At 35.7% G+C, this 20,286-nt stretch carries 18 protein-coding genes and 1 pseudogene; 8 read left to right on the top strand and 11 right to left on the bottom strand.

The features are described from left to right. Window positions 1–33: 33 nt before the first annotated feature. Complete coding sequence (locus tag JOC86_RS25055; RefSeq protein WP_275583415.1) at window positions 34–249, top strand: type I restriction enzyme endonuclease domain-containing protein; 216 nt, start codon at window positions 34–36, stop codon at window positions 247–249. Window positions 250–338: 89 nt separating this feature from the next. After that, window positions 339–611 (top strand): DUF7669 domain-containing protein, encoded by a 273-nt coding sequence (locus JOC86_RS18920; protein WP_205174508.1) that lies wholly within the window; start codon window positions 339–341, stop codon window positions 609–611. Here JOC86_RS18920 and JOC86_RS24765 read toward each other — a convergent pair. Both JOC86_RS24765 and JOC86_RS24760 read right to left on the bottom strand, forming a co-directional pair. Continuing rightward, complete coding sequence (locus JOC86_RS24765) at window positions 576–866, bottom strand: M48 family metallopeptidase (protein WP_239587704.1); 291 nt, start codon at window positions 864–866, stop codon at window positions 576–578. The two genes, JOC86_RS18920 and JOC86_RS24765, sit on opposite strands and share 36 nt — an antisense overlap. A 215-nt stretch (window positions 867–1,081) precedes the next feature. Then, a complete protein-coding gene (locus JOC86_RS24760) occupies window positions 1,082–1,321 on the bottom strand; it encodes a hypothetical protein (protein ID WP_239587703.1) in 240 nt (79 codons plus the stop codon). A 93-nt stretch (window positions 1,322–1,414) separates the two neighbouring features. Here JOC86_RS24760 and JOC86_RS18910 point away from each other — a divergent pair, with 93 nt between their 5' ends. The 4 genes from JOC86_RS18910 to JOC86_RS18895 all read left to right on the top strand — a co-directional run bounded on the left by JOC86_RS18910 (window position 1,415) and on the right by JOC86_RS18895 (window position 9,311). Continuing rightward, a complete protein-coding gene (locus JOC86_RS18910) occupies window positions 1,415–3,649 on the top strand; it encodes an N-6 DNA methylase (protein WP_205174507.1) in 2,235 nt (744 codons plus the stop codon). Between the two features lie 28 nt (window positions 3,650–3,677). Continuing rightward, window positions 3,678–5,051 (top strand): hypothetical protein, encoded by a 1,374-nt coding sequence (locus tag JOC86_RS18905; RefSeq protein WP_205174506.1) that lies wholly within the window; start codon window positions 3,678–3,680, stop codon window positions 5,049–5,051. Window positions 5,052–5,731: 680 nt separating this feature from the next. Continuing rightward, window positions 5,732–8,275, top strand: a complete 2,544-nt coding sequence (locus JOC86_RS18900) for an AAA family ATPase (protein WP_205174505.1) — start codon at window positions 5,732–5,734, stop codon at window positions 8,273–8,275. Window position 8,276: 1 nt separating this feature from the next. Next, window positions 8,277–9,311 (top strand): McrC family protein, encoded by a 1,035-nt coding sequence (locus JOC86_RS18895; RefSeq protein WP_205174504.1) that lies wholly within the window; start codon window positions 8,277–8,279, stop codon window positions 9,309–9,311. A gap of 395 nt (window positions 9,312–9,706) precedes the next feature. Here the strand turns inward: JOC86_RS18895 and JOC86_RS18890 are convergent, their stop codons facing one another. Together JOC86_RS18890 and JOC86_RS18885 are read right to left on the bottom strand one after the other, a co-directional pair. Further along, the gene (locus tag JOC86_RS18890; protein ID WP_205174713.1) at window positions 9,707–10,549 is read right to left on the bottom strand and encodes an aldo/keto reductase; all 843 of its coding nucleotides are present in this window, start codon (window positions 10,547–10,549) and stop codon (window positions 9,707–9,709) included. A 25-nt stretch (window positions 10,550–10,574) separates the two neighbouring features. Further along, window positions 10,575–11,768 (bottom strand): MFS transporter, encoded by a 1,194-nt coding sequence (locus tag JOC86_RS18885; RefSeq protein ID WP_205174503.1) that lies wholly within the window; start codon window positions 11,766–11,768, stop codon window positions 10,575–10,577. Window positions 11,769–11,972: 204 nt separating this feature from the next. Between JOC86_RS18885 and JOC86_RS18880 the strand changes: the two genes are divergently transcribed. Next, window positions 11,973–12,344 (top strand): winged helix-turn-helix transcriptional regulator, encoded by a 372-nt coding sequence (locus JOC86_RS18880; protein WP_205174502.1) that lies wholly within the window; start codon window positions 11,973–11,975, stop codon window positions 12,342–12,344. Window positions 12,345–12,624: 280 nt separating this feature from the next. Here JOC86_RS18880 and blaI read toward each other — a convergent pair whose 3' ends face one another. The 7 genes and pseudogenes from blaI to JOC86_RS18855 all read right to left on the bottom strand — a co-directional run bounded on the left by blaI (window position 12,625) and on the right by JOC86_RS18855 (window position 18,993). Continuing rightward, window positions 12,625–13,008 (bottom strand): penicillinase repressor BlaI, encoded by a 384-nt coding sequence (blaI, locus tag JOC86_RS18875; RefSeq protein ID WP_205174501.1) that lies wholly within the window; start codon window positions 13,006–13,008, stop codon window positions 12,625–12,627. Between the two features lie 22 nt (window positions 13,009–13,030). Continuing rightward, the gene (locus tag JOC86_RS25195; RefSeq protein ID WP_338021785.1) at window positions 13,031–13,384 is read right to left on the bottom strand and encodes a penicillin-binding transpeptidase domain-containing protein; all 354 of its coding nucleotides are present in this window, start codon (window positions 13,382–13,384) and stop codon (window positions 13,031–13,033) included. Between the two features lie 26 nt (window positions 13,385–13,410). Then, entirely contained in the window at window positions 13,411–13,839 is a 429-nt protein-coding gene (locus JOC86_RS25190) for a penicillin-binding transpeptidase domain-containing protein (RefSeq protein WP_338021793.1), read from the bottom strand. Window positions 13,840–13,956: 117 nt separating this feature from the next. Further along, window positions 13,957–14,774: pseudogene (locus JOC86_RS25185) on the bottom strand (M56 family metallopeptidase); the annotation flags it as partial. Between the two features lie 570 nt (window positions 14,775–15,344). Then, on the bottom strand, window positions 15,345–16,274 hold the full coding sequence (bla, locus tag JOC86_RS18865) for a class A beta-lactamase (RefSeq protein ID WP_205174500.1): 930 nt from the start codon (window positions 16,272–16,274) through the stop codon (window positions 15,345–15,347). A 435-nt stretch (window positions 16,275–16,709) separates the two neighbouring features. Further along, window positions 16,710–18,104 carry a sodium/glutamate symporter gene (locus JOC86_RS18860; protein WP_205174499.1) on the bottom strand — a complete coding sequence of 465 codons (1,395 nt, stop codon included), beginning with the start codon at window positions 18,102–18,104 and terminating at the stop codon, window positions 16,710–16,712. Window positions 18,105–18,117: 13 nt separating this feature from the next. Next, on the bottom strand, window positions 18,118–18,993 hold the full coding sequence (locus JOC86_RS18855) for a hypothetical protein (protein WP_419096123.1): 876 nt from the start codon (window positions 18,991–18,993) through the stop codon (window positions 18,118–18,120). A gap of 269 nt (window positions 18,994–19,262) precedes the next feature. Here JOC86_RS18855 and JOC86_RS18850 point away from each other — a divergent pair, with 269 nt between their 5' ends. Continuing rightward, complete coding sequence (locus JOC86_RS18850; protein WP_205174497.1) at window positions 19,263–20,117, top strand: MurR/RpiR family transcriptional regulator; 855 nt, start codon at window positions 19,263–19,265, stop codon at window positions 20,115–20,117. Window positions 20,118–20,286: the final 169 nt, after the last annotated feature.

The raw sequence follows: 20,286 nt of genomic DNA, 5'->3' as shown, positions 1-20,286 counted from the left end.
AAAAGATGCCAAGCAGTTGCCGTTTATCAGTTGTTGGAACAGCAAATTCCAGTTGAAATGGAACAAGAAAGCTTAAAAGATTTGACTGAGATTATCACTGATATTATTCAAGATAATGTAGTGATTGACTGGACAGAAAAAGAAGATGTGAAGCGTGAAATGAGAAAAAGATTAAAGAAACAGCTTCGAGCAAGCTCTGTTTCTAATCAACAAGTTGAAAGTGTAGCAGACAATTATGGAATTGGGTGAGATTCATTATAAGTTTTAATTAACAGCAACTAGGAGGCATAACATCATGGAAAGGTATTATGCCTCTATTTACAGGAGGAATCTGGTTAATGGATAAAAAGAAAAGGACGAGCTGTCGTGAGGAAATGTTACAGGTGGTACAGCAACTTGTGAAAGCAAAAGGAAAAAATAAATTTTCAACCCAAGAGGTCCTGGATGAGATGGAAAGGGCTGGTACCATTTATAAGGATTCCACTATCCGTACCCATTTGACAAGTAAATATTGTGTCGGGACCAAGAAACACCATCAAACCGTATATGATGATTACGAACGAATTGGGCATGGTTTATATGCTTTGGTGCATTCGCCCGATACTATGTAATTCGATACCATGTACACGTAACCATTCTTTTGCTTCTTTATAGTGGGGAAGTGTCGTTTTGACTATCCGCCAAAACTTATCATTATGCTCAGGTACGATTAAATGAGATAACTCATGGACGATAATATAATCAATCACTCGAACGGGTGCCATCACGATTCGCCAATTCAGATAGATATCACCATTTGGGGTGTATGTTCCCCAACGTTTATGTTGTGTTATTAGTTGTAGAGACCGAGGTTCGACACCTAGCAAAGATTGATAATTGCGTGCTCGTTCAATGATTTTTTATGTCCGTGTTCACGATACCAATGACTGAGTTTTTGTTCGAGATGCTCCTGTATTTGCTCCTGAGACCACGCACTAGGAACGGTAGCGATGAAACGTCCTTGTTTGAATTGAAGTGTTGCTTTAGGAATGCCTTCTTTATGCACCTTCAGTCGATAATGACGACCTAAGTAGGGAAGGTTTTACCCGCTTACGAACTCTTTTTGAGGAATAGCCGTTTTGACTTCATTGAGTTCCTGGAGCTTTTGAGAAATCCACGGTGCCTTTTGTTTCATGATTTGAGATAGTTTTTCCTCATGAATATTCTCAGATATAAACACTTCGACTCCATTAACAAGGTCGAATGATATTTTAACGTCTTTTCTAGTTTGTTTATAATGGCAGTAATGAATAGTGGTAGTTCCGTATGTAATGTAAGACATATATAAACCTTCTTTCTAAACTATACGATATACATTGGAAGTAATAAAAACAATTCTAATTAATTATTACATAATATGTTGGAGGCGCTGTGAATGAATAGTAAGCTAGAACAATTGTATTGGTTAAATAATACAAATAGTGAATCTATTGGAACAGATGTAAATGAATTAATTCTTACAGGGCTTGAAAATAACATGGAACTAAATTATGAGGATATTTATGAGATACAAAAGAAATCCACTCGCTTTACTAACGAAGTAATTACTCCTGAAATAGTTACTCAGTTTATAAAAAAGGTAATTGCTGATGATGTAGATGTATTAGTACCATGGAATGTATACGGTGAATTGATAGATGCCATAGCTAACCATGTGAAAAATAGCACTCTAGTTAGTAAAAGTGATATGTTGGCTAAGATTACAAACTTGATGCTAAGAGATGATAAGCATCATATTGAAACTGGTGACCCATTAAGGGTCCTTGATGAATATGGTGAGGATAAGTTTGATTTAATATGTAGTTTCCCCCCATTAGGTTATAAGGTTAAAACAGAAATAAATAATCAAAAATTTAATGATGAATTAAACCATTTGTTAATTTTAAAATCATCTTATTTGCTAAGGGAAAAAGGTCAAATAGCTTTTGTTGTTACAGAAAACTTTTTCAAGAGAGAAAAGGCGAATTCCATTTTACCAATACTAGAAAAGCAAGGAGTTCATTTAGATGCCGCTTTCTATCTTCCCCCTGGAACATTAACCAATACAGGCATTGGAACCTACTTAGTAATTTTAAGCCACACAAAATTCAATGATTTGTTCATTAGTGAATTAAAAAGTGAAAACTTAGACCAAGTAGTGGAAAGTTGGAAAAATCGAAAAGAAAGTAAAATACTTCAAAATGGTAAGTTAGTAGAGTGTGAATCATTTACTTCATATGTAAAAATTGAAAAAGAGTTAGAAATAAAAAGACTTGTCAATAAAAGTAATCTTAATACCGTACCTTTCACTAATCTTGAAATTAGCATAAATAGCTTATCAAGAAATGAGAATGATACCTTTGAACATCATGTGAACACAATTTATTTACCTAGTATAGGCTTATCGGATGTAGTAGAAAATCAACAAGAAATGAAAATTAAACCACAAAATTATTATCAAATTATTTTAAACGATAATGTTAATGCATCCTATTTGGCTATATGGTTTAATACGGAATTAGGACTACTTGTTAGAGAAAGCTTGATGAGTGGTTCTGTTATAAAAAGAATAAATAAAAAAAGCTTACTGAGAACAAGTGTTTATCTTCCCGAAAAAAGCATACAACAACGAATTTTAAACATCCAATCCAAGATTGATGAGTTTAGAAATGAATTAGACAGCATTGAAAATAAAGCGTGGAATTATCCGAACAGTTATGAAGAGTTAAATAAGAGAGTAGAAAAGTTAAATAGAGAAGAGGGATTCTCTGAATGGATAGATACATTGCCATTTCCTTTAGCATCTATCCTGTATAAATATTATGCGATAAAGGATGTTACTTCAAAGAAAGAATTTTTGTTACACTTCTTTGAAGCATTTGCCCAATTCCAAGTTGTATTAATGTTAAGTGCATATTCAAAGAATGGCAGTAACTTGGATGAAAAATATATATATAATATTGACGCAAGTAAAATAACTAGAGCAACCTTTGGGACATGGGTCCACATTGGTGAAAATATGTCAAAAAAATTAAGACAATTATTAGAAGATTCGCCTGAGCAGTGCTTAAGATTGTTTCAACACAAAAGAAAAGGCTTTATAAAAATGATTTCATCTAAGCAAATATATAATATCTTAAGGAAGACGAATGGATACCGAAATGATTGGAAAGGTCATGGTGGAGTTGAAAGCACTACTGAAGCTAAAAATAGATTGGTCTTATTAGAAAATGAATTACATTCTTTAAGAAAAGTTATTGGTGATGTTAATGAGGGGTATCAACTAATTCAACCAGGAACAGGACATTTTAGTTTTGGATTATACCATTGTAATTGTAAATTGTTAAAAGGAACAAGAAACACATTTATTGAGAAGAATATTGAAGTTTTAAATGGGTTAGATATAGATAATTTATACTTACTTGAAGAAGATGCTTATGAACCGTTGGTATTACTTCCGTTTATCAGATTGATGCCAAGTCCTAATACACAGGTTAATGCTTGTTACTTTTATAATAGATTAGACCAGGATGGTGTAAGAATGGTTTCTTATTACTTTGACCAAGATGCTGATGTGAAAATTCAAGATAACTCTATACAGTCTATAATAGATAATCTAAATATAAACTAGTTGAATAATAAGTATGGAGTGAGAAATGGTGTATAGGCGAAAAGAAAATCTATTTGATAGAGGGGTCCCAAGTGAAGAGAATAAGATTGAAATTATAATTCAATCACAATATTTTAATGACTTTATTGAAGAATATGAGATGAAAATCTCTAAATTATTTTCTCTGGCAAGGTTATCTTTTATAGAATTAACACTTTTACCCTACAAAAACAGTAATGATAAATTTAGAACTTTGATTGAAAAGCATCAGATTTCCATTCCAAAATATGAAGAAAAGCAGTTAAATGGTAGTACAATACTTTTTTCTACACAAGATTATGAGCTAATTGTACTCAATGGTGAATTAGTCTATTGGACAGATAAAAAATATAATAACGGACAAATTAGTGTACCTGATATGCAGACTATTAATCATATAGTTCCTGACTATTTTATCATGGATGAAACTGACCCATATCTAACTCGAAGAGAAGGAAATATTAGAAAGGTCAGTATTAATCAATTTTTTGAAGAGATTCGTATTTTGTTAGTGCACCATAGAATTTTTTATGTTCGCTTTAATCATCAAATCAAGGGGCAATTAATATATTATAATTACAGGTTAATGAGCAAATTTTCTAAGCTGTTTGAACCAAATCGTGTTAATACAAAACCTTCTAATGTTTCAACGGGTTTACAACATAGCTATTATAGTAGTTTAACTAACCGACTAAATCTTCTTTGCAAATCTATAGATGAAATAGAGTTCAATTGTTATAAGACGCCAAATAACGATACGATAGATGACACAATATATCATTTAGGGTACTTTATAATGTTACTCACAGGTTCATTTGAGAATATTGCTGGGGTTATTAAGGATACTTATAATATTGAGCTAAAACATCCGAAAGATTTATCCATAAGGGTATATAATCGTAAAGAAAACATTCCTTTTTTGAAAAGTGTAAAGTATTATAACAATGATTTAGTTAATTATTTATTGGGTAAAGAAGTGAAAGTTTTTATTAATTTTGTTTATGAGATTCGTGATGCACTACAACATAGGGATTATTTTCAAGGAATCGGTTCATCCTCAACGTCTGGTAAGAACCCTAATTTATTATGGATACCGTACAAAGATGTTGATTCTTTTACTTATTTTAGTAAAGATTTCCAAGAGCGATTAGGAATAAAACATCAGATAGAAGATAATTTTCTTTTTGACATGCATAAATTTGCTCGAACAATTTTTGATTATAGTGTTGTAATATTTAATTCTATAATGGAAGCTATAAATGTAAATCTTTACGTAAAATTATCTGAGCCTAATAAAAAAGTACTAGATAAAAAAATTAAAGAATTTATAGATGGAGATTCCTATACTATGCGAATTGGTAAAGACTCGTTGTATTTTAATTAATTATAACTTCCTTATTCTTTAATGATTATGAGGTCATCATATGAAATAGAATTAGGGGTAGCAATGATTTAACAAAGCTACCCTTTTTTTATTATTATTTTACCCTATCCAACGTTACGGTGAACCGTATTACTAATAGTGAATGTAATTTTAAATTAATAATATGGTTATATAAATGTAGAATTTATTAATATTATTTATTCACCATTTTAAAATCAAATTTTGGTTGTTGATAATGTGTAAATTACACTTTGGTTTCAACATATTGCATAGCTCTTGGTGAGTTTGCGATTAATTGTAGAAGGGTTCAAGTATATACTAAACGGGAATTTTGGAATTCCTAGCTTTTTGAAATCCATCTTTACTATAGACTCTATCCATATTTTAAGACAATATGAAAATTGAAACGGATAAAAAGTTTAAAACTTGTTTATCCAATACTAGTATTGGATAAAATGAAAATGATAAAGCAAAGAATATAGTATCTTCCCTCTGGAAATTATATAAAATGGTGCAAAGGTGACTTTTCCAAATGAAAGGAACGAAAGCAAATATAATTAAATACAATTACTAGAAGTAAATACAGTTTGAGTAGCCAAAGGTCTACTCTTTTTTTTATAAACCCTAGTTATAATAGAAACATAGATATATTTTTCCATTCAAAGTAAGGGGTGCAATTCATGAAATACGAAGAATTAAAGAAACATTTATTAAAAGATACATACATAGACATTTCATTTAGAAGATATTTATTATTTAAAGAGGCAGACTTATATGAGGAGTCTTATAAAATAGAAATCTTGTCCCGTTTAAATAGCTTTCTGAAAGGGCAAGACATTAACGAGCTCACAGTACTAGATATTGTGAAGAAGATTCAAAAAGAGAATCCAACTACCGGGAGTTTTGTGCATTGGAGTAATACGGATGACTTAGTTAAGTTTGCAGAGGCACGTCCTTCAGAAGTAGCAGATTTGCTTAATCAGTTATTTCATTCTTCTTCTTCAATTGAAGAAAGAGTAGAGAAGTTTCGCGAAAAAGGGAAAGCCTACAACCCTAGTATTTCTTTGGGTGCACCATTGTTTGGATATTTGTTGGCAGCTGCTGATTATACAAAATACCCCATTTATAAACAAGAAGTGTTTGTAGATCTGAAAAGAAGTTATGGGATTGAGATGAAACTTGGATCTGTAGGCAGCAATTATCAAACCTATTTAAATTTGTGTGAGATTGCCCTTCAGCACTTGAAGACGTCTTATCCAGATTTGACGATTCTCGATATTCAGGATTTCTTTTTTTGCAGCACACAGTATGAAAAAATCATGGTAGAAAGTGCTGTGGAGTACTTGCATGATATGGCGACTGAGTTGGGTGACTTTATCAAGAATCCTGCACTTATTTTAGAGGCAATCACAAAGCTGGATTCTGAATCTCTACATTCACTGAGAGAGAACTATCGCAATAGTGAAAAGGTCAATCTTATTAAATTTATGGTACTAGACAAAATCATTGAATCTGGTTCTGTAAGTATCGCGGAAATGGAAGAGATTAAGAATAAAGTGAAAGTCAAATATGAGACGAATATCCTGCAATCATGGAATAATTTCACGATACTATTCCAGTTGTACTATGCAGATAAAAAGAAAAAAGTCCAAGAGGAGCAACGTAAGATTCATAAGGCTATTCGCCAGATGGAAGAGTTCAAAGGCATGAACTTTGTCGAAGAAAAAGTGTTGAATGGTTTTAACTGGAATCAAAACTTTGGATGCTCAGAATGCTGGTTAGCCGTCTATGAAAAAGGGCATGCCAATCACCGCACAGCTCCACAGTTTTTTGTAACCATTGATGAAAATGGAGTACGATACGGTTTGCTATATGGTGATCATCATCCGAATCAAGGGCAAGAAGATTTAGTGATGAAATCAGATACTGAATCGTTTACCTATGAAGAATTTCATCAAAAAATGGTGGGTGTGTTAGAGAAATTTAAACAAGAAAGGGAGGAGCCTATCGAGCAAGAACAGGAAATTAGCATGGAAACCTGGATAGAGCTTCTTAAGAATGATGCGGTATTTGAAGAGAAAGATTTAGTGTATCTTCATAAAATGTACGAGCTTGGAGGGGAGGCAACGGCGACTGAGTTAGCAGCTGCTCTTGGAAAGCATTCGGCTTCATTTAACGCCCCGATTGTACAACTTGCAAAACGAGTACATGAAGCAACCGGGATATCTCCAATCAAAAGGGAAGATGGGACTACCTGTTATTGGTGTGTTCTTTTCGAAGGTGAATACGAAGAGAATCAACATTTTACTTGGCGTTTAAAACCTAATCTTAAAGAAGCAATTGAAACGACACATGTAGATTCAGGCGTAGTTGAACTAGAAAGCTATACCAAAGAGGATTTCTTAAAAGAAGTATTTATTGATGAAAAACAATACGATACAATCACGAATCTATTACATTACAAGAAAAATCTGATCTTTCAAGGACCTCCTGGCGTTGGGAAAACATTTGTGTCTAAACGACTTGCTTATTCATTGATGGGTGTGAAGGATGAAAATCGAGTTGAAATGGTTCAGTTCCATCAAAACTATGCATACGAAGATTTTGTTATGGGATTCAGACCCAATGAACATGGATTTTCCCTGCAGTTTGGTATTTTCTATGATTTTTGTCAACGTGCATTAGAAAACCCGGAAGAGGATTACTTCTTCATTATAGATGAGATTAATCGCGGGAATTTGTCCAAGATTTTCGGTGAATTATTCATGCTTATTGAGCGTGATAAGCGGGATGAGTTTGTGACGATGGGCTATTCAAAAGACAAGTTTACTGTTCCAAGTAATGTATATCTGATTGGGACCATGAATACAGCAGACCGATCCTTAGCCCAGTTAGAAGTAGCTCTTCGTCGCCGCTTTGCTTTCGTGACGCTTGAACCTGCTTTTAATGAAAAATGGAAGATTAGGATTCAAGAATCAGGGGTTTCGGACCAAATGGTCGCTCGGATATTATTTGCAGTTGAGAGGATAAACAAAGAGATTGTAGGCGACTTTCAGTTAGGTAGCGGCTATGCTATTGGTCACTCATTTTTTACGTCAAAACCCGAGAATATGGATGAAAACATATGGTTTGAAGGAATCCTGACTTTTGAAATTAAGCCACTGTTAGAGGAATATTTCTTTGACCGTCCAGAAATGGTTCATTCACTGATTGAGGGAATTTAAAATGGAACCTTTATTCAAAGTACCTATTCGAAATCTGTTTTGCTTACTCAGTTATGTGAATGATATGCCTGAGTTAGTTGAGAGTTTGAATGATGTGGATGAAGATTTGATTACGTATGATTTTATTGCCAAACGGTTTTTAGATGAAGTAAATGCCTTAAATCGTCGTGGGCTAGTAAAGAATTATAGAGTCGAAAAGAAATCCACCAGCCGCATTGGTGGACGAATGATGATGAATGATTCCATCCCCTACATTGTCGCAAGGAAACCGATTGTCGTGTGCGAGAAAGATGAATACTCGGCGAACATTTTGCAGAATCAAGTGATGAAATCTACCTTAAAGGCCATCTGTGTGAATCGTTATGTAAAAGAAGAAACGAGAAAGCGCAGTTTTATGTATTTAGAATTAATACCGGAAGTGGATACGCCACCACTAACAAAGGAACTCTTTTCAAGAATCTACTTTGGAAGACATGATGTGCATTATAAACGCATGGTCCATATCGCTAAATTGTTGCATGAATTAACCTTGCTTTCCCATAAACATGGCAACTGGAGTTTGTTCTCAGCCGAACTAGATGAAAAATCGTTAAATCAGATTTTCGAGAAATTCTTGTTTCATTTTTACCGAATTGAGCAGCAGGATTATCGGGTACATTCTGAAGTCATGCAGTGGCAGCTAAAAGGTAATCCATCATTATTGCCATCCATGAGGACAGATGTATCCTTAACACAAAAGAACGGATCAGAGAAAATCATCATAGACGCGAAGTTTTACAAAAATGTCTTTCAAGAGAATTACGGGAAATCGTCATTTCATAGCCACAATATGTATCAACTATACACCTACTTGATGCATCAACCGAAAGAGTGGAAAGTTAGAGGGATATTGATTTATCCGCTTAATGGGGTTGAAGTAGATGAGACTTTTAGATGGGATGAGCGGGTGACGATGGAAGTTATAACTTTGAATTTGGATGATTCTTGGAAGGGGATATATGGGAAGTTGATGGCTGTACTTGGTAAGAGTATTTAATCGTTATTTGGAGAATGAAAAATGGGCTGTCCCTAAGGGTTCTATAATGAACTTGTAGGACAGTCTTTCTAATTGAAAAAAAGGTTAACTATGAATTTTTGTTCTATTAACCCTATCCAAAAGTTAAAAACGATTAAAGCAAAAAAATAATTGAAATAGTAATTAATAGAAGAAAATGGGGAAAAGAGATAGATAACCTATAAGTTATAGGGGGCCAGGTTTTAAAAGGACAAAGTGTCACATAAATACTGAACCTTAGAGAAAAGAAAAAGCTGTCATTAACAAACCAAAACTTATTGTGTAAGTGTGAAACTAATCAACCATCATAAAAAAAGTGTAGAGAAAAATTACCTATTTCTCTACACTCGAAGAACTCGGAGTCCGAATTCTTTACATTAAAAATCAAAATTATCTGGGTCTGGCCCTACACGAAGATTTTGATTTAATCCATCAATGATTTCCATTTCCTCTTTCGTTAATTCAAAATCAAACACATTCGCATTTTCAACAATTCGATGCTCTTTTGTTGATTTCGGAATGGTCACAACCCCGTTTTGCAAGTCCCAACGCAAAATAATTTGAGCGGCCGATTTATTATGCTTGTTCGCCATTTCCTGTAAAACGTCGTTGTCTAGCAACTGACCTTGCATTAATGGTGACCATGCTTCAAGCTGGATACCGTTATCTTGACAAAATGCTTGCAGCTCTTTTTGAGTTAATCGCGGATGGTATTCTACTTGATTGACCATAGGCATTATTTCAGCATCCTTCATTAATTCTTCCAAATGATGGATTTGGAAATTACTTACCCCAATTGCTTTTACTAGACCTTCTTTATAAAGAGTTTCTAATGCTCTCCAAGCATCCTTATATTTTCCTTCAACCGGCCAATGAATCAAATATAAATCTAAATACTCTAAGCCAAGTTTCTTTAAGCTTGTTTCATAAGCAGCAATCGTTGATTCATATCCTAAATCCGCGTTCCAAACCTTTGAAGTGACAAATAGCTCTTCTCTTGAAATACCGGCTTCTTTTAAGCCTTCTTGGATCCCTTGGCCAACACCTTCTTCATTCTCATAAATCGCTGCGGTATCCACACTACGGTATCCCTGTTTAATAGCTGTTTTTACTGCGTTCACTAATACAGGACCTTCTTCGACTTTAAAAACTCCAATTCCAAACCAAGGCATTTTCACACCATTATGCAAAGTTGTTGTAGCTTGTAAATTGTTAACCATCATTTTTCATACCTCCAAAATTTTATTATGCTTTACTTGCTTGATCTTTTTGTTCCAAAGCTCTGCTAAATCCAGTTAAAACTGCAGCCACTAAAACCATAAGGGCTCCAATCCAGGACGTATGAATAAGTCCTATTGAGTCTGTAATAAGACCGCCTAAATAAGAGCCTATTGCAATCCCGGCATTAAAGGCAGCAATATTTATAGCCGATGCCACATCAACCGCACTAGGAACGAAGCGCTCTGCCAGCATCACAACATATACTTGTAAGCCCGGCACATTCATAAATGCTAACAGCCCCATTAAAAGAATCGTGATTAATCCGGCCATTTTAAATGGTGCTGTAAACATCAAAATAAATAAGACGACTGCCTGTACAATAAACATATAAAACAATGCGCGAATTGGATTTTGATTCGATAACTTACCTCCAATCATATTCCCAATCGCAATCGCAATTCCATAAGCTAATAAAATTACAGTCACCGTTCCTTCTTTAAACCCAGTGATGTCTTGAAGCAATGGTGATAAGAAGGTAAACACGACAAATGTTCCGCCATATCCTAATGCTGTAATGATGAATAAAAGCAATAACCGGCCATTTGTCACAAGCTTAAGCTGATCACGAAAAGTTGTTTTTACTCCTTTTCGTAAATTAGATGGGACAAGAATGCTATTAGCAATCAGGGCAATGACACCAATGATTACAATGGTAATAAAGGCTGTTCTCCAACCTAGCTGCTGTCCAATAAAGGTTCCAAATGGAACACCCGTTACTGTTGCTACTGTAAGACCTGTAAACATAATGGAAATCGCGCTGGCCCTGCGATTTTCCGGAACTAAATCGGCAGCAATTGTCGATCCTATTGACATGAAGACCCCATGTGAAAATGCTGAGATCACACGTGCTACTAGCAATAACCCAATTGTCGTAGAGATTGCTGCAAGAGTATTACCAATAATGAAGACAATCATAATCCAAAGTAATAAGGTCTTACGTGACATTCTCGATGTCAAAGATGTCAAAATAGGAGCTCCAAATGTTACCCCTAGGGCATATAAAGAAACCGTTAACCCTGCAGTGGTCACCGGGATACTTAAATCATTAGCAATAAGAGGCAGCAATCCGACACTGATGAATTCAGTCGTTCCGATGGCAAAAGCACTTACTGCTAAGGCAAGCAATGCTAATGTGCTTTGCTTTTTCCTTAAAGCCATATTATCTCCTCCTTTTTTCAGTTATATAAATGAAAACTTTCTTTTCAGCGAATAATAAATTTTGAAAGAAAGTATAGTATGAATCGGCCGGCAAATGTTATTATGAGATATATCGATCATAAAGAAAAGTACGCACTTTAAAGTTATATAGAAACCTAAAAGTAATATAGGTACTTTCTAGTACCTATAAGAAGGAGGACAAAGATGCAAAAAAAGAAATACAATATCTCTGTTGAAGCGACATTAGAAGTCATAGGTGGGAAGTGGAAATGTGTGATTCTTTGCCATCTGACTCACGGAAAAAAACGAACAAGCGAATTAAAGCGCCTCATGCCCAATATCACACAAAAAATGCTTACCCAACAGCTGCGCGAGCTTGAAGAGGATGGGGTCATCAATCGAATCGTGCACAATCAAGTTCCGCCAAAGGTAGAATACGAGCTTAGTGAATATGGACGAAGCTTAGAAAGTATCTTAAATTCACTATGTGCATGGGGTGAAAAACATTTAACGAAAGTATATGGAGATAAATTTTCTGTTTTAGAAGATAGTGTGTTGAATGAACAGCTTAAGTGAGGGGATTCGGAGTTTGGGTCTTCTGGGGATTATTTAGTTTGATTAGTGACTCTTTTCATTTAGAGGTAATGAATAGGTCTGATTTGTTACCTCAATTCTTCCGACTTACTTAGAACGGGCGCAAATTACCTGACATAAATAGTAAGACAGATAAAACAGCCGATTCCTTAAAAATAGAAGGTGAAATCGGCTGTTTTATTTTCTAATTTACTTATCGTACAAAATTTCCGGAATGTTGGGTTTTTGGAAAGTCCCATTTTTGCACTGAAGTGGGTGTTTCTTATTCCTTATCCTGCTTGTTATCCAATATAGATCGTAATTCTTTTATATCCTCGTCAGTCAATTCCTCATCCTGAATAAATTGAACGAGCATTGATTTTAAGGTGCCGTCATAGAATCGTTTCACAAAAGATTCAGTTTTGGCGCGCTGGCATTCGTTTTGGGAAAATAGTGGATAGAATGTATAGACTCGCTGATCCTTGTGAACACCAATGACTTCTTTTTTAGTGAGCCGATCCAATAGGGTACGTACCGTTTTCGGCTTCCAGTTATTTTGTGCCGGCAAGGATGAAATGATTTCATTTGCTGTTCGGGGAGCTTTTTGCCAAAGCACTTTCAACACTTCCCATTCCGACTCTGAAATAGTGGGTATTTTATTCGTCACGTGAATCCCTGCCTTTACTTTTCTAATAAATGCCTTTGTCTTCCAAAATGGATTTTGTTATGTCAGTGGCTATAATACCATTAGCATGATGATTGTTTTCGATATTGGTTGCAAAGAAATACGTGTTGTTTTTCGTTTCAACATATCCCATAAACCAGCCATTCACATTTTTTCCGTTGACCGTTCCTGTGGCGGTTTTGCCATAAAGTGTTGAATGGTCTTTTGTTTCCAGCTTGATGGCATCTTTTATTAATTGAACGTTCTTCTCATCAAATCCAAATTGGTTTGTATAAAAGTCTTTGAGTGTCTGCACCTGTTCTATCGGTGAAATTTTTAAAGAAGATTCGAGCCAATAATCTTCGATCCCACCGGACACATTTTGATTTCCATAATTTATTTTTTTTAGATATGCTTGGATATATTTTTCATCTGAATCTTTTTGTCGAGCATTTGAAAGTACCAGGTCACGGAATTTTCCATCGCGGTAAATAAATTTTGATTTTGGTTCCAGGTTTTATAAGGGTATGTTTTTCCGTTCCACTTCATGGAGGTCTGCTGACGTGTAATCACACCAGACTCCAATGCGAATAACGCGTTGTATATTTTATATGTGGAATTCGGCGAAATCCGTAACGTGCTTTTCTCTTTATTATAGATATGGTATTGCGCTTTCTGCAAATCGTACAGTACAAAGCTGCCGTCATGTCCGTTGAAAAATGCGCTTAAATCCTCATACACGGTCCGCTTATGTTCAAAATTGATCCGATCATCACCATAAGGAATGGCAGAAACAATGGGTATCTGACTCACGACAACCCCCGCCAGAAACATAAAAATCAGGATGCTTTTCAATTTTAAACGTTTTGATTCTGTTGTGAAGGCGGCAATACGTTCAATCCGTTTTTTTAATTGCTTTTTGGAACTAGCAAGCTGGTTAACCATTGCAAACTGCCTTGGAAGATAAGATTTATCAGCAAAATGAATGATTGTGTTTCCGTATGCTGCATACTGGTTGTGATCAAGCAGTTTTAAGACGGCACTGTCACAGGCGATTTCCCGGTCTAACCGCATTTCCCTGAAGGCAATCCAAATCAATGGATTATACCAGTACAAAATCTGAAACGAACCATCAGGTAATTCGTAGCAATGTCTTTATATTTATAGTGATTTAATTCATGCAGCAAAATGTATTTCAACTCATCCATAGACAGCCATGCTTCAGCATCGCTTGGAAGAATAATGTAGGTTTTGAAAATACCGAACGTCAGCGGCGACTTGATGAGCGGTGATTTCACCAACACAAGCTGCTGTGAAATATGGAGGCGTTGTTTGCACTGTTCGAATAATGCGAGAACCTCTTGATTTTTCACGAAGCTTGTGGACTTTTTTATTTGGCTCAGTTTCGTCCATGCGTGAATGGTCAAAGCAATCATCACGAGCATGCCGGTTATCCATATAATGGTTATGAATTGGTTGAATAATGTCAGGTCAAACCGGTTAACAGATGTTGAAAAATCGTTCATCCAATTTCCATTTTCCGTTGCGAGATTTTCTATTGTGGGATTGGACGATGACGGATTACTGTTTTGATTCCCATTCCACGTGAACGTACCACCAAAATCCAATAAATGCGTTGGAAGTAAGGGAAGTGTTAACGCGGTCAGTAAAATAAACCATAAATTGTATTGCCATTTGGATGATAATTGGTTCTTAAAAATCTTTCGGATTAGCAAGATTATGATGACTATGAAAGAAGATATAAACATGCTTACAGCCAGGTGAAGGGCAGACATCTTACTTCATCTCCTTAACCGCGAAGTTATTTACCCAAAGTAACTTAATTTTGCCACTGCGTCAATGTTTCCGTTAGATTATAAATTTTATATGAGTAGGCTGGTGATTCAAGCAGTATGTAAAAAAATATATTAAACTATTTTTGAAAGGGGGTCATGTATGTGAGTGAGAAATAGAATGATTTCATCGGTGATATGATAAGGGAAAATTATGATGACTATAAAAATTTATCGGTAAAGGAATGCCATTGCCTAAAGGAAATCTGCAGATGGGCACCTTCCAGAGTTTTCAAAAGACAGCAAAGGATTCTGAGTTTTTACCGAAGTGGTTACAATAAAAAAGAAATAGCTCTACTACTTCATACGGCAGAAACAAAAAGTGTCGGATGAAATAAACCAAGAAAATAAAGACATAATCGAAACTGTCTTAGACCCATGACCAAAAATCTAGTCAGCTTCTCCAATGTAAAAAGGTGTGAATAAATGGTTGTGTGGAGGGTCACACATGCCAGCCCCTGACTGACATGTGTGATCCAGGTTTTCTTATTTAAACGCGTTTAGTGTGATTTCGGCAGCCTTTTCAACCAGCGCATTGTCATATTTGGCATCCTTTGTATCATACCGTGACATAACGGCAATGACGATTGGTTCTTGGTTCGGCGGCCATACAACGGCAATGTCATTTCTTGTTCCGTAGCTTCCGGCTCCGCTTTTGTCCCCAACTATCCACCCTTGAGGTGCGCCTGCACGTATAAGTGCATCTCCTGTTGCATTTCCTTTCATCCAATCGATAAGTAATTCACGCTTTTTATTTGGAAGATAATCACCAAGTACGACTTTCTTCAGATTGGTGGCCAGAACTCTCGGTGTGCTGGTATCACGTGTATTCCCTGGTGTGAATTCATTCAATTCGGTTTCGTATCGTTCGGACTGGGTAACGTCATCACCTATCCCACGTAAGGCATGCTCGAATTTATCAGGACCCCCGAGCGCTTCAAGTAATAGATTCCCCGCAGTGTTGTCACTTTTCCGGATAGCCGCTTCACTTATTTCCAACAGTGTCATTCCGGTATCCACGTGTTTCTCGGTAACCGGAGAATAGGTAACCAAATCTTCCTTATTGTACGTAACGACTTTTTCAAGATCTTTGAGGTCGTTTTGCTTTAGCAGGATTGCTGCGGCCAAAACTTTGAAGGTGGATGAGTAGGCAAAACGCTCATCCGGGTTGAATTCAACGGTTTGGTTAGTCCCCGTATCGATTGCATAGACACCGATTCGGGCGTCAAATTCATCCTCGAGCTGGACAAACTTTTCATCTTTATTGATCGTTTGCTCTTTTTCGATTTCCTTTTCGGATGATGCATCGGTTTTATTATCTGCATTTACGCATGCGGTAAGTATTGTCAGGGACAGCAATGCTAGGTACAGTGTTAACTTACGCACGCCGGACTTGTATGGATTTGTATTTCTCATATTGATTCCTTCTTTCTAGTAATGGATTTTTTATACTGTTTTCTCCGTTTACCAAACGTTATTTGTAAACACTTATTCCCCCTTTTAATTCAGTTGATTACAACTGTAGTATAATATTACATTTGTAGTCAGATAAAAGTCAACCAGAAAGTTAATTAATCATTCTAAAACGATCCTTGAGGTGTATTTCAGAGAATATGGGGAATAGAGGCCAAGTTTGTCATAATGGAATAAGATAAGGGATCTATTATAAAGAAATTAGTGTGATGGTAAATTATTCAGAAACAGGAAAATACATATGGAATATGACTACATAAAAAAACGCGTACCAATTGAACACTGATACGCGTTTTTTATTTTTTGTTAGTAACTTAAAAGGAGGAAGAAAAACTCAATTACTCTGTGTCTTCCAAAATTCCTTTTGGGACAGCTTTCCTATAGGTCTACTTTTGGAAAGGTGCTATCTTGATTACCAAGGTTCTTTCCTGCCTCCCAATTTAAAATCCCTAGCAATTTAGACACGACTAATATTAGAATAGAAACCAATAAGAACCCAAAGCCCACTAACGTGGTACCATAATTAATAATAAGAACGGGAACGATAGAAGTAATTAAACCTCCTCCTAGAAAAGGACTGTAAAAGGGGGCTCTAATCGCATAAGCAGACGCCGCTTCGGTTTTCATATTGGGATCCACTGTTCTTAATAGCATTAACCCGACGGCTGTGACGCCTGTAGCTGTACCATAGTTGACAATGGAATGTTCAAACCAATCCTTTTTAAACATTTTTGGACCAATAAAGTAGAAATACCAAAGTAACGTTATGATACTGAATGCAGTGATAATAAGTAATGGAACAGCGAATTCAAGGACTACAGGGATTTTGATTGAGGCTACCGCTCCTACAATAAGAAATTCTAAGGCTAGCCCTTGTATTCTATTCAGAGTATTTTTGTCGATTAACTCGTAAAATTTCGTTTTTGAAAGGATTATATTAACGACTAATCCACCAATCATGGCTAATGGGAATAAAGGTACGCCTGTGATGAAAGGACTAATTAGTTGTTGTAGTCCCCACCCGATTAGAACGGCAATAAAGATTAAAGCAAAATGAAATCCGAAGCTTTCCACTACATCTGCGTTTATTGTATTATATGAGTTGGCTTTTTTCTCTTGAGGGATATCTTGTTGTTGTGATTTTAATTGAGAGGTACTTTTGATGACGGATGTATAGCCTTTTTTGACTCCGATATTTATAATAATCATTCCACCAATGATCCCGACGAGTAATCCAATGGTTGCTGAAGTAAGAGAGAGGGACGTGCCTTCCATCCAATTAAAGGATTCAAAAACACTTTGCATTCCGCCAGCTGTTCCGTGACCACCAGCCCATCCGATCTCGATGATGGATCCGAACAATTCATCTACATTCCAAAGTGGAATTAGAATTAGTCCGGTGACGAGTAAAGGAACACCAATTTGAAGGGTACTTCCTAAATAACTGTATAAAACTTGTGGAACTGCATGCTTTGCCGCTTCCTTTGATGTTTTTTGGGTCATTCCAATGAGCATTGGGGCAAATACAATCGTTATTAATATTCCTGCTAAGCTGCCCCAAGTACTAACCATTGGCTCCGGTAATATTTTTAATCCATAAGGGCCGATGATGATACCAATAAAACCAGCAATTAAAGAGGCAGGTATAAATAATTTCTTGAAAATTCCGACTTTAATTCTCGAAATGACACCGATAAATAAGAGAACTCCGAGAATACTTACATAAAATAAGAAAGAATTTAACAAATCAGAGGAAATAACCTCTTGTGGCATATGATCTACCTCCTTAAATAAAAGTTGGAGTATTCCATAATGATAATGACTGTCCTACATGATTGTTCTTGGCCGTTTCATAGACGGCTTTCGCTACTGCAACATCTTCGATCCCCATCCCAACACTATTAAAATACACTTTCTCAGTAGAATTTTCCCTACCCGGTTTACTACCTGAAACGATTGCCCCTAACTCTGAGTAGATCGTAGTCTCGTCAAAGTTACCGGTATTATACATAATAGAAATGGTTTCTACACCTCTATGCTTAAGCTCCCCCCAATCATCGACTACAATTTTGTCAGATTGATAGATGACATCAAATTCACACTCGTGACTACCAACATGAATATAAAGGGAACCCTCCTTTATCCAATCTGCATTTACGATAGGGGTTTTTGTAACCGTAGCTGTAACAAAAACATCCGCTCCTCTGATTGTTTCTTCTGATGAATTCATCACTAAGATAGGAGTGTTAACCACTGATTGCATTTCCTTTGCAAAATTTCTTGCTCTAGCTTCATCGAGGTCATAAATTCTAATTTCTTCAATTTCTTTAAGGACTGCTTTAAGGGCAAGTAATTGTGTTCTGTTTTGAACGCCTGCTCCTACCAGTCCAATGATTTTTGAATCAGGTTTAGCAAGATATTTTGCAGCAACACCTGAATTGGCACCGGTTCTCATGGCACTTATTAATGTTCCATCCATAATCGCAGTAGGAGTAAGTGTATTAGGATCATTTAGAATAATTAATCCCGTGGCGCGAGGGAGATTATATTTAAACGGATTTTGCGGTGCACTAGAGATCCACTTAATACCGGATATATTAAAGTCTCCTCCTATAAAACCAGGCATTGAATTAATCCGTCCTGTTATCGACTCTGAATCCATATCTCCCCAACGTAGTGCGGTTTTTTTCGGTAAAATGTAATCTTTTTTATGGTGGAGTTTAAAAACTTTTTCCATTATGCTTATAATATTGACCATATCAAATCCACCACATTGTTTCACATCTTCTTGTGATAAAAATAAAATTTCATTGCCTTTCAATTAAATAACCTCCTTATAGTTTTCTGAAAAGTTAGAATTACGGTATAATTATAGTATAGCAATAATTCTTGCTAAGGCAACAATTATTTTTGTTGAAATGAGGGATTATAATGTCGGTTTTTGTAAAAATTCAAGATCACTTAGAAAAATTGAGTAATGCTAAAAAGAAAGTAGCTTATTTTATATTAGATAATTGGCAGGAAGTGGCACTTCTATCAGCCTCTGAGCTTTCAAAAAGAGTAGGAGTAAGTGAATCAGTTGTCGTTAGATTTGCACAGGATATAGGTTTTAAAGGATATCCTGATCTTCAATCTGATTTGAAAAAAGTGTTCCAAAATCGCTTTGAGCACAAGGTACAAAAGGGTTTTTCGAGTGAGGAAAATTGCCAAGATAACAGTATGTATCATCATGTATACCAGCAAGCTATGTACAATATTCAGCAGACACTGAATCACAACAGTGATGAGATTCTTAATCTTTCTGCAAAGACTATCCATTCAGCAAGAAAAATTGTCATTATGGCTCGGAGAAATTCATTGGGTCCTGCCAAAATTCTTCAAGTTCATTTAAATGAAGCATATGGGAATGTCCTGTTAATCAGTGGTGAAAATGATGAGGTGTTTGATTATTTAAGGGGAATGAACAAAGAGGACTTATTGATTACGATTAGTGTGCCTTCCTACAGCAAAAGAATGGTTCATGCCGTTCAATTCGCGAAGGAAAGAGAAATAACACAAATTTGCTTAAGTAACCTCAATAATCCTTTTAGAGAAATAGTCGACATCAATTTATTGACAAGTATAAATTCCGATATATTTGCTAATTCCCATATGGCAACAGTGTTTTTGATTGAAATCCTCTTAGGAGAAATATTCGAAATCAATAAAGTAGAGGTATTAAAATCGCTGGAAGATATGGAGAAGGTAAATCAGAGGTTTGGGATATCGCAGGGAGTAGAGAGGTGAAATATGAGAATAAGGGTAATAGAAAGAAAACTCTTCTCTGTTGGGGTGCAAGTGAGGTTCTAACAGCAAACAAAGTACAATATATAGACTGATGGGGGAGACACATTTTTGTGTCTTTTTGATCAGTCATTCTTTTATACATGGAGCATGGGTTAAAAATCACAAAAAA

Origin of the sequence: Rossellomorea pakistanensis (assembly GCF_016908495.1) — a bacterium.
Lineage (GTDB): Bacteria > Bacillota > Bacilli > Bacillales > Bacillaceae_B > Rossellomorea > Rossellomorea pakistanensis.
The sequence above is the reverse complement of the archived record's forward strand: the minus strand, read 5'-3'. Positions and strand labels throughout refer to the sequence as shown.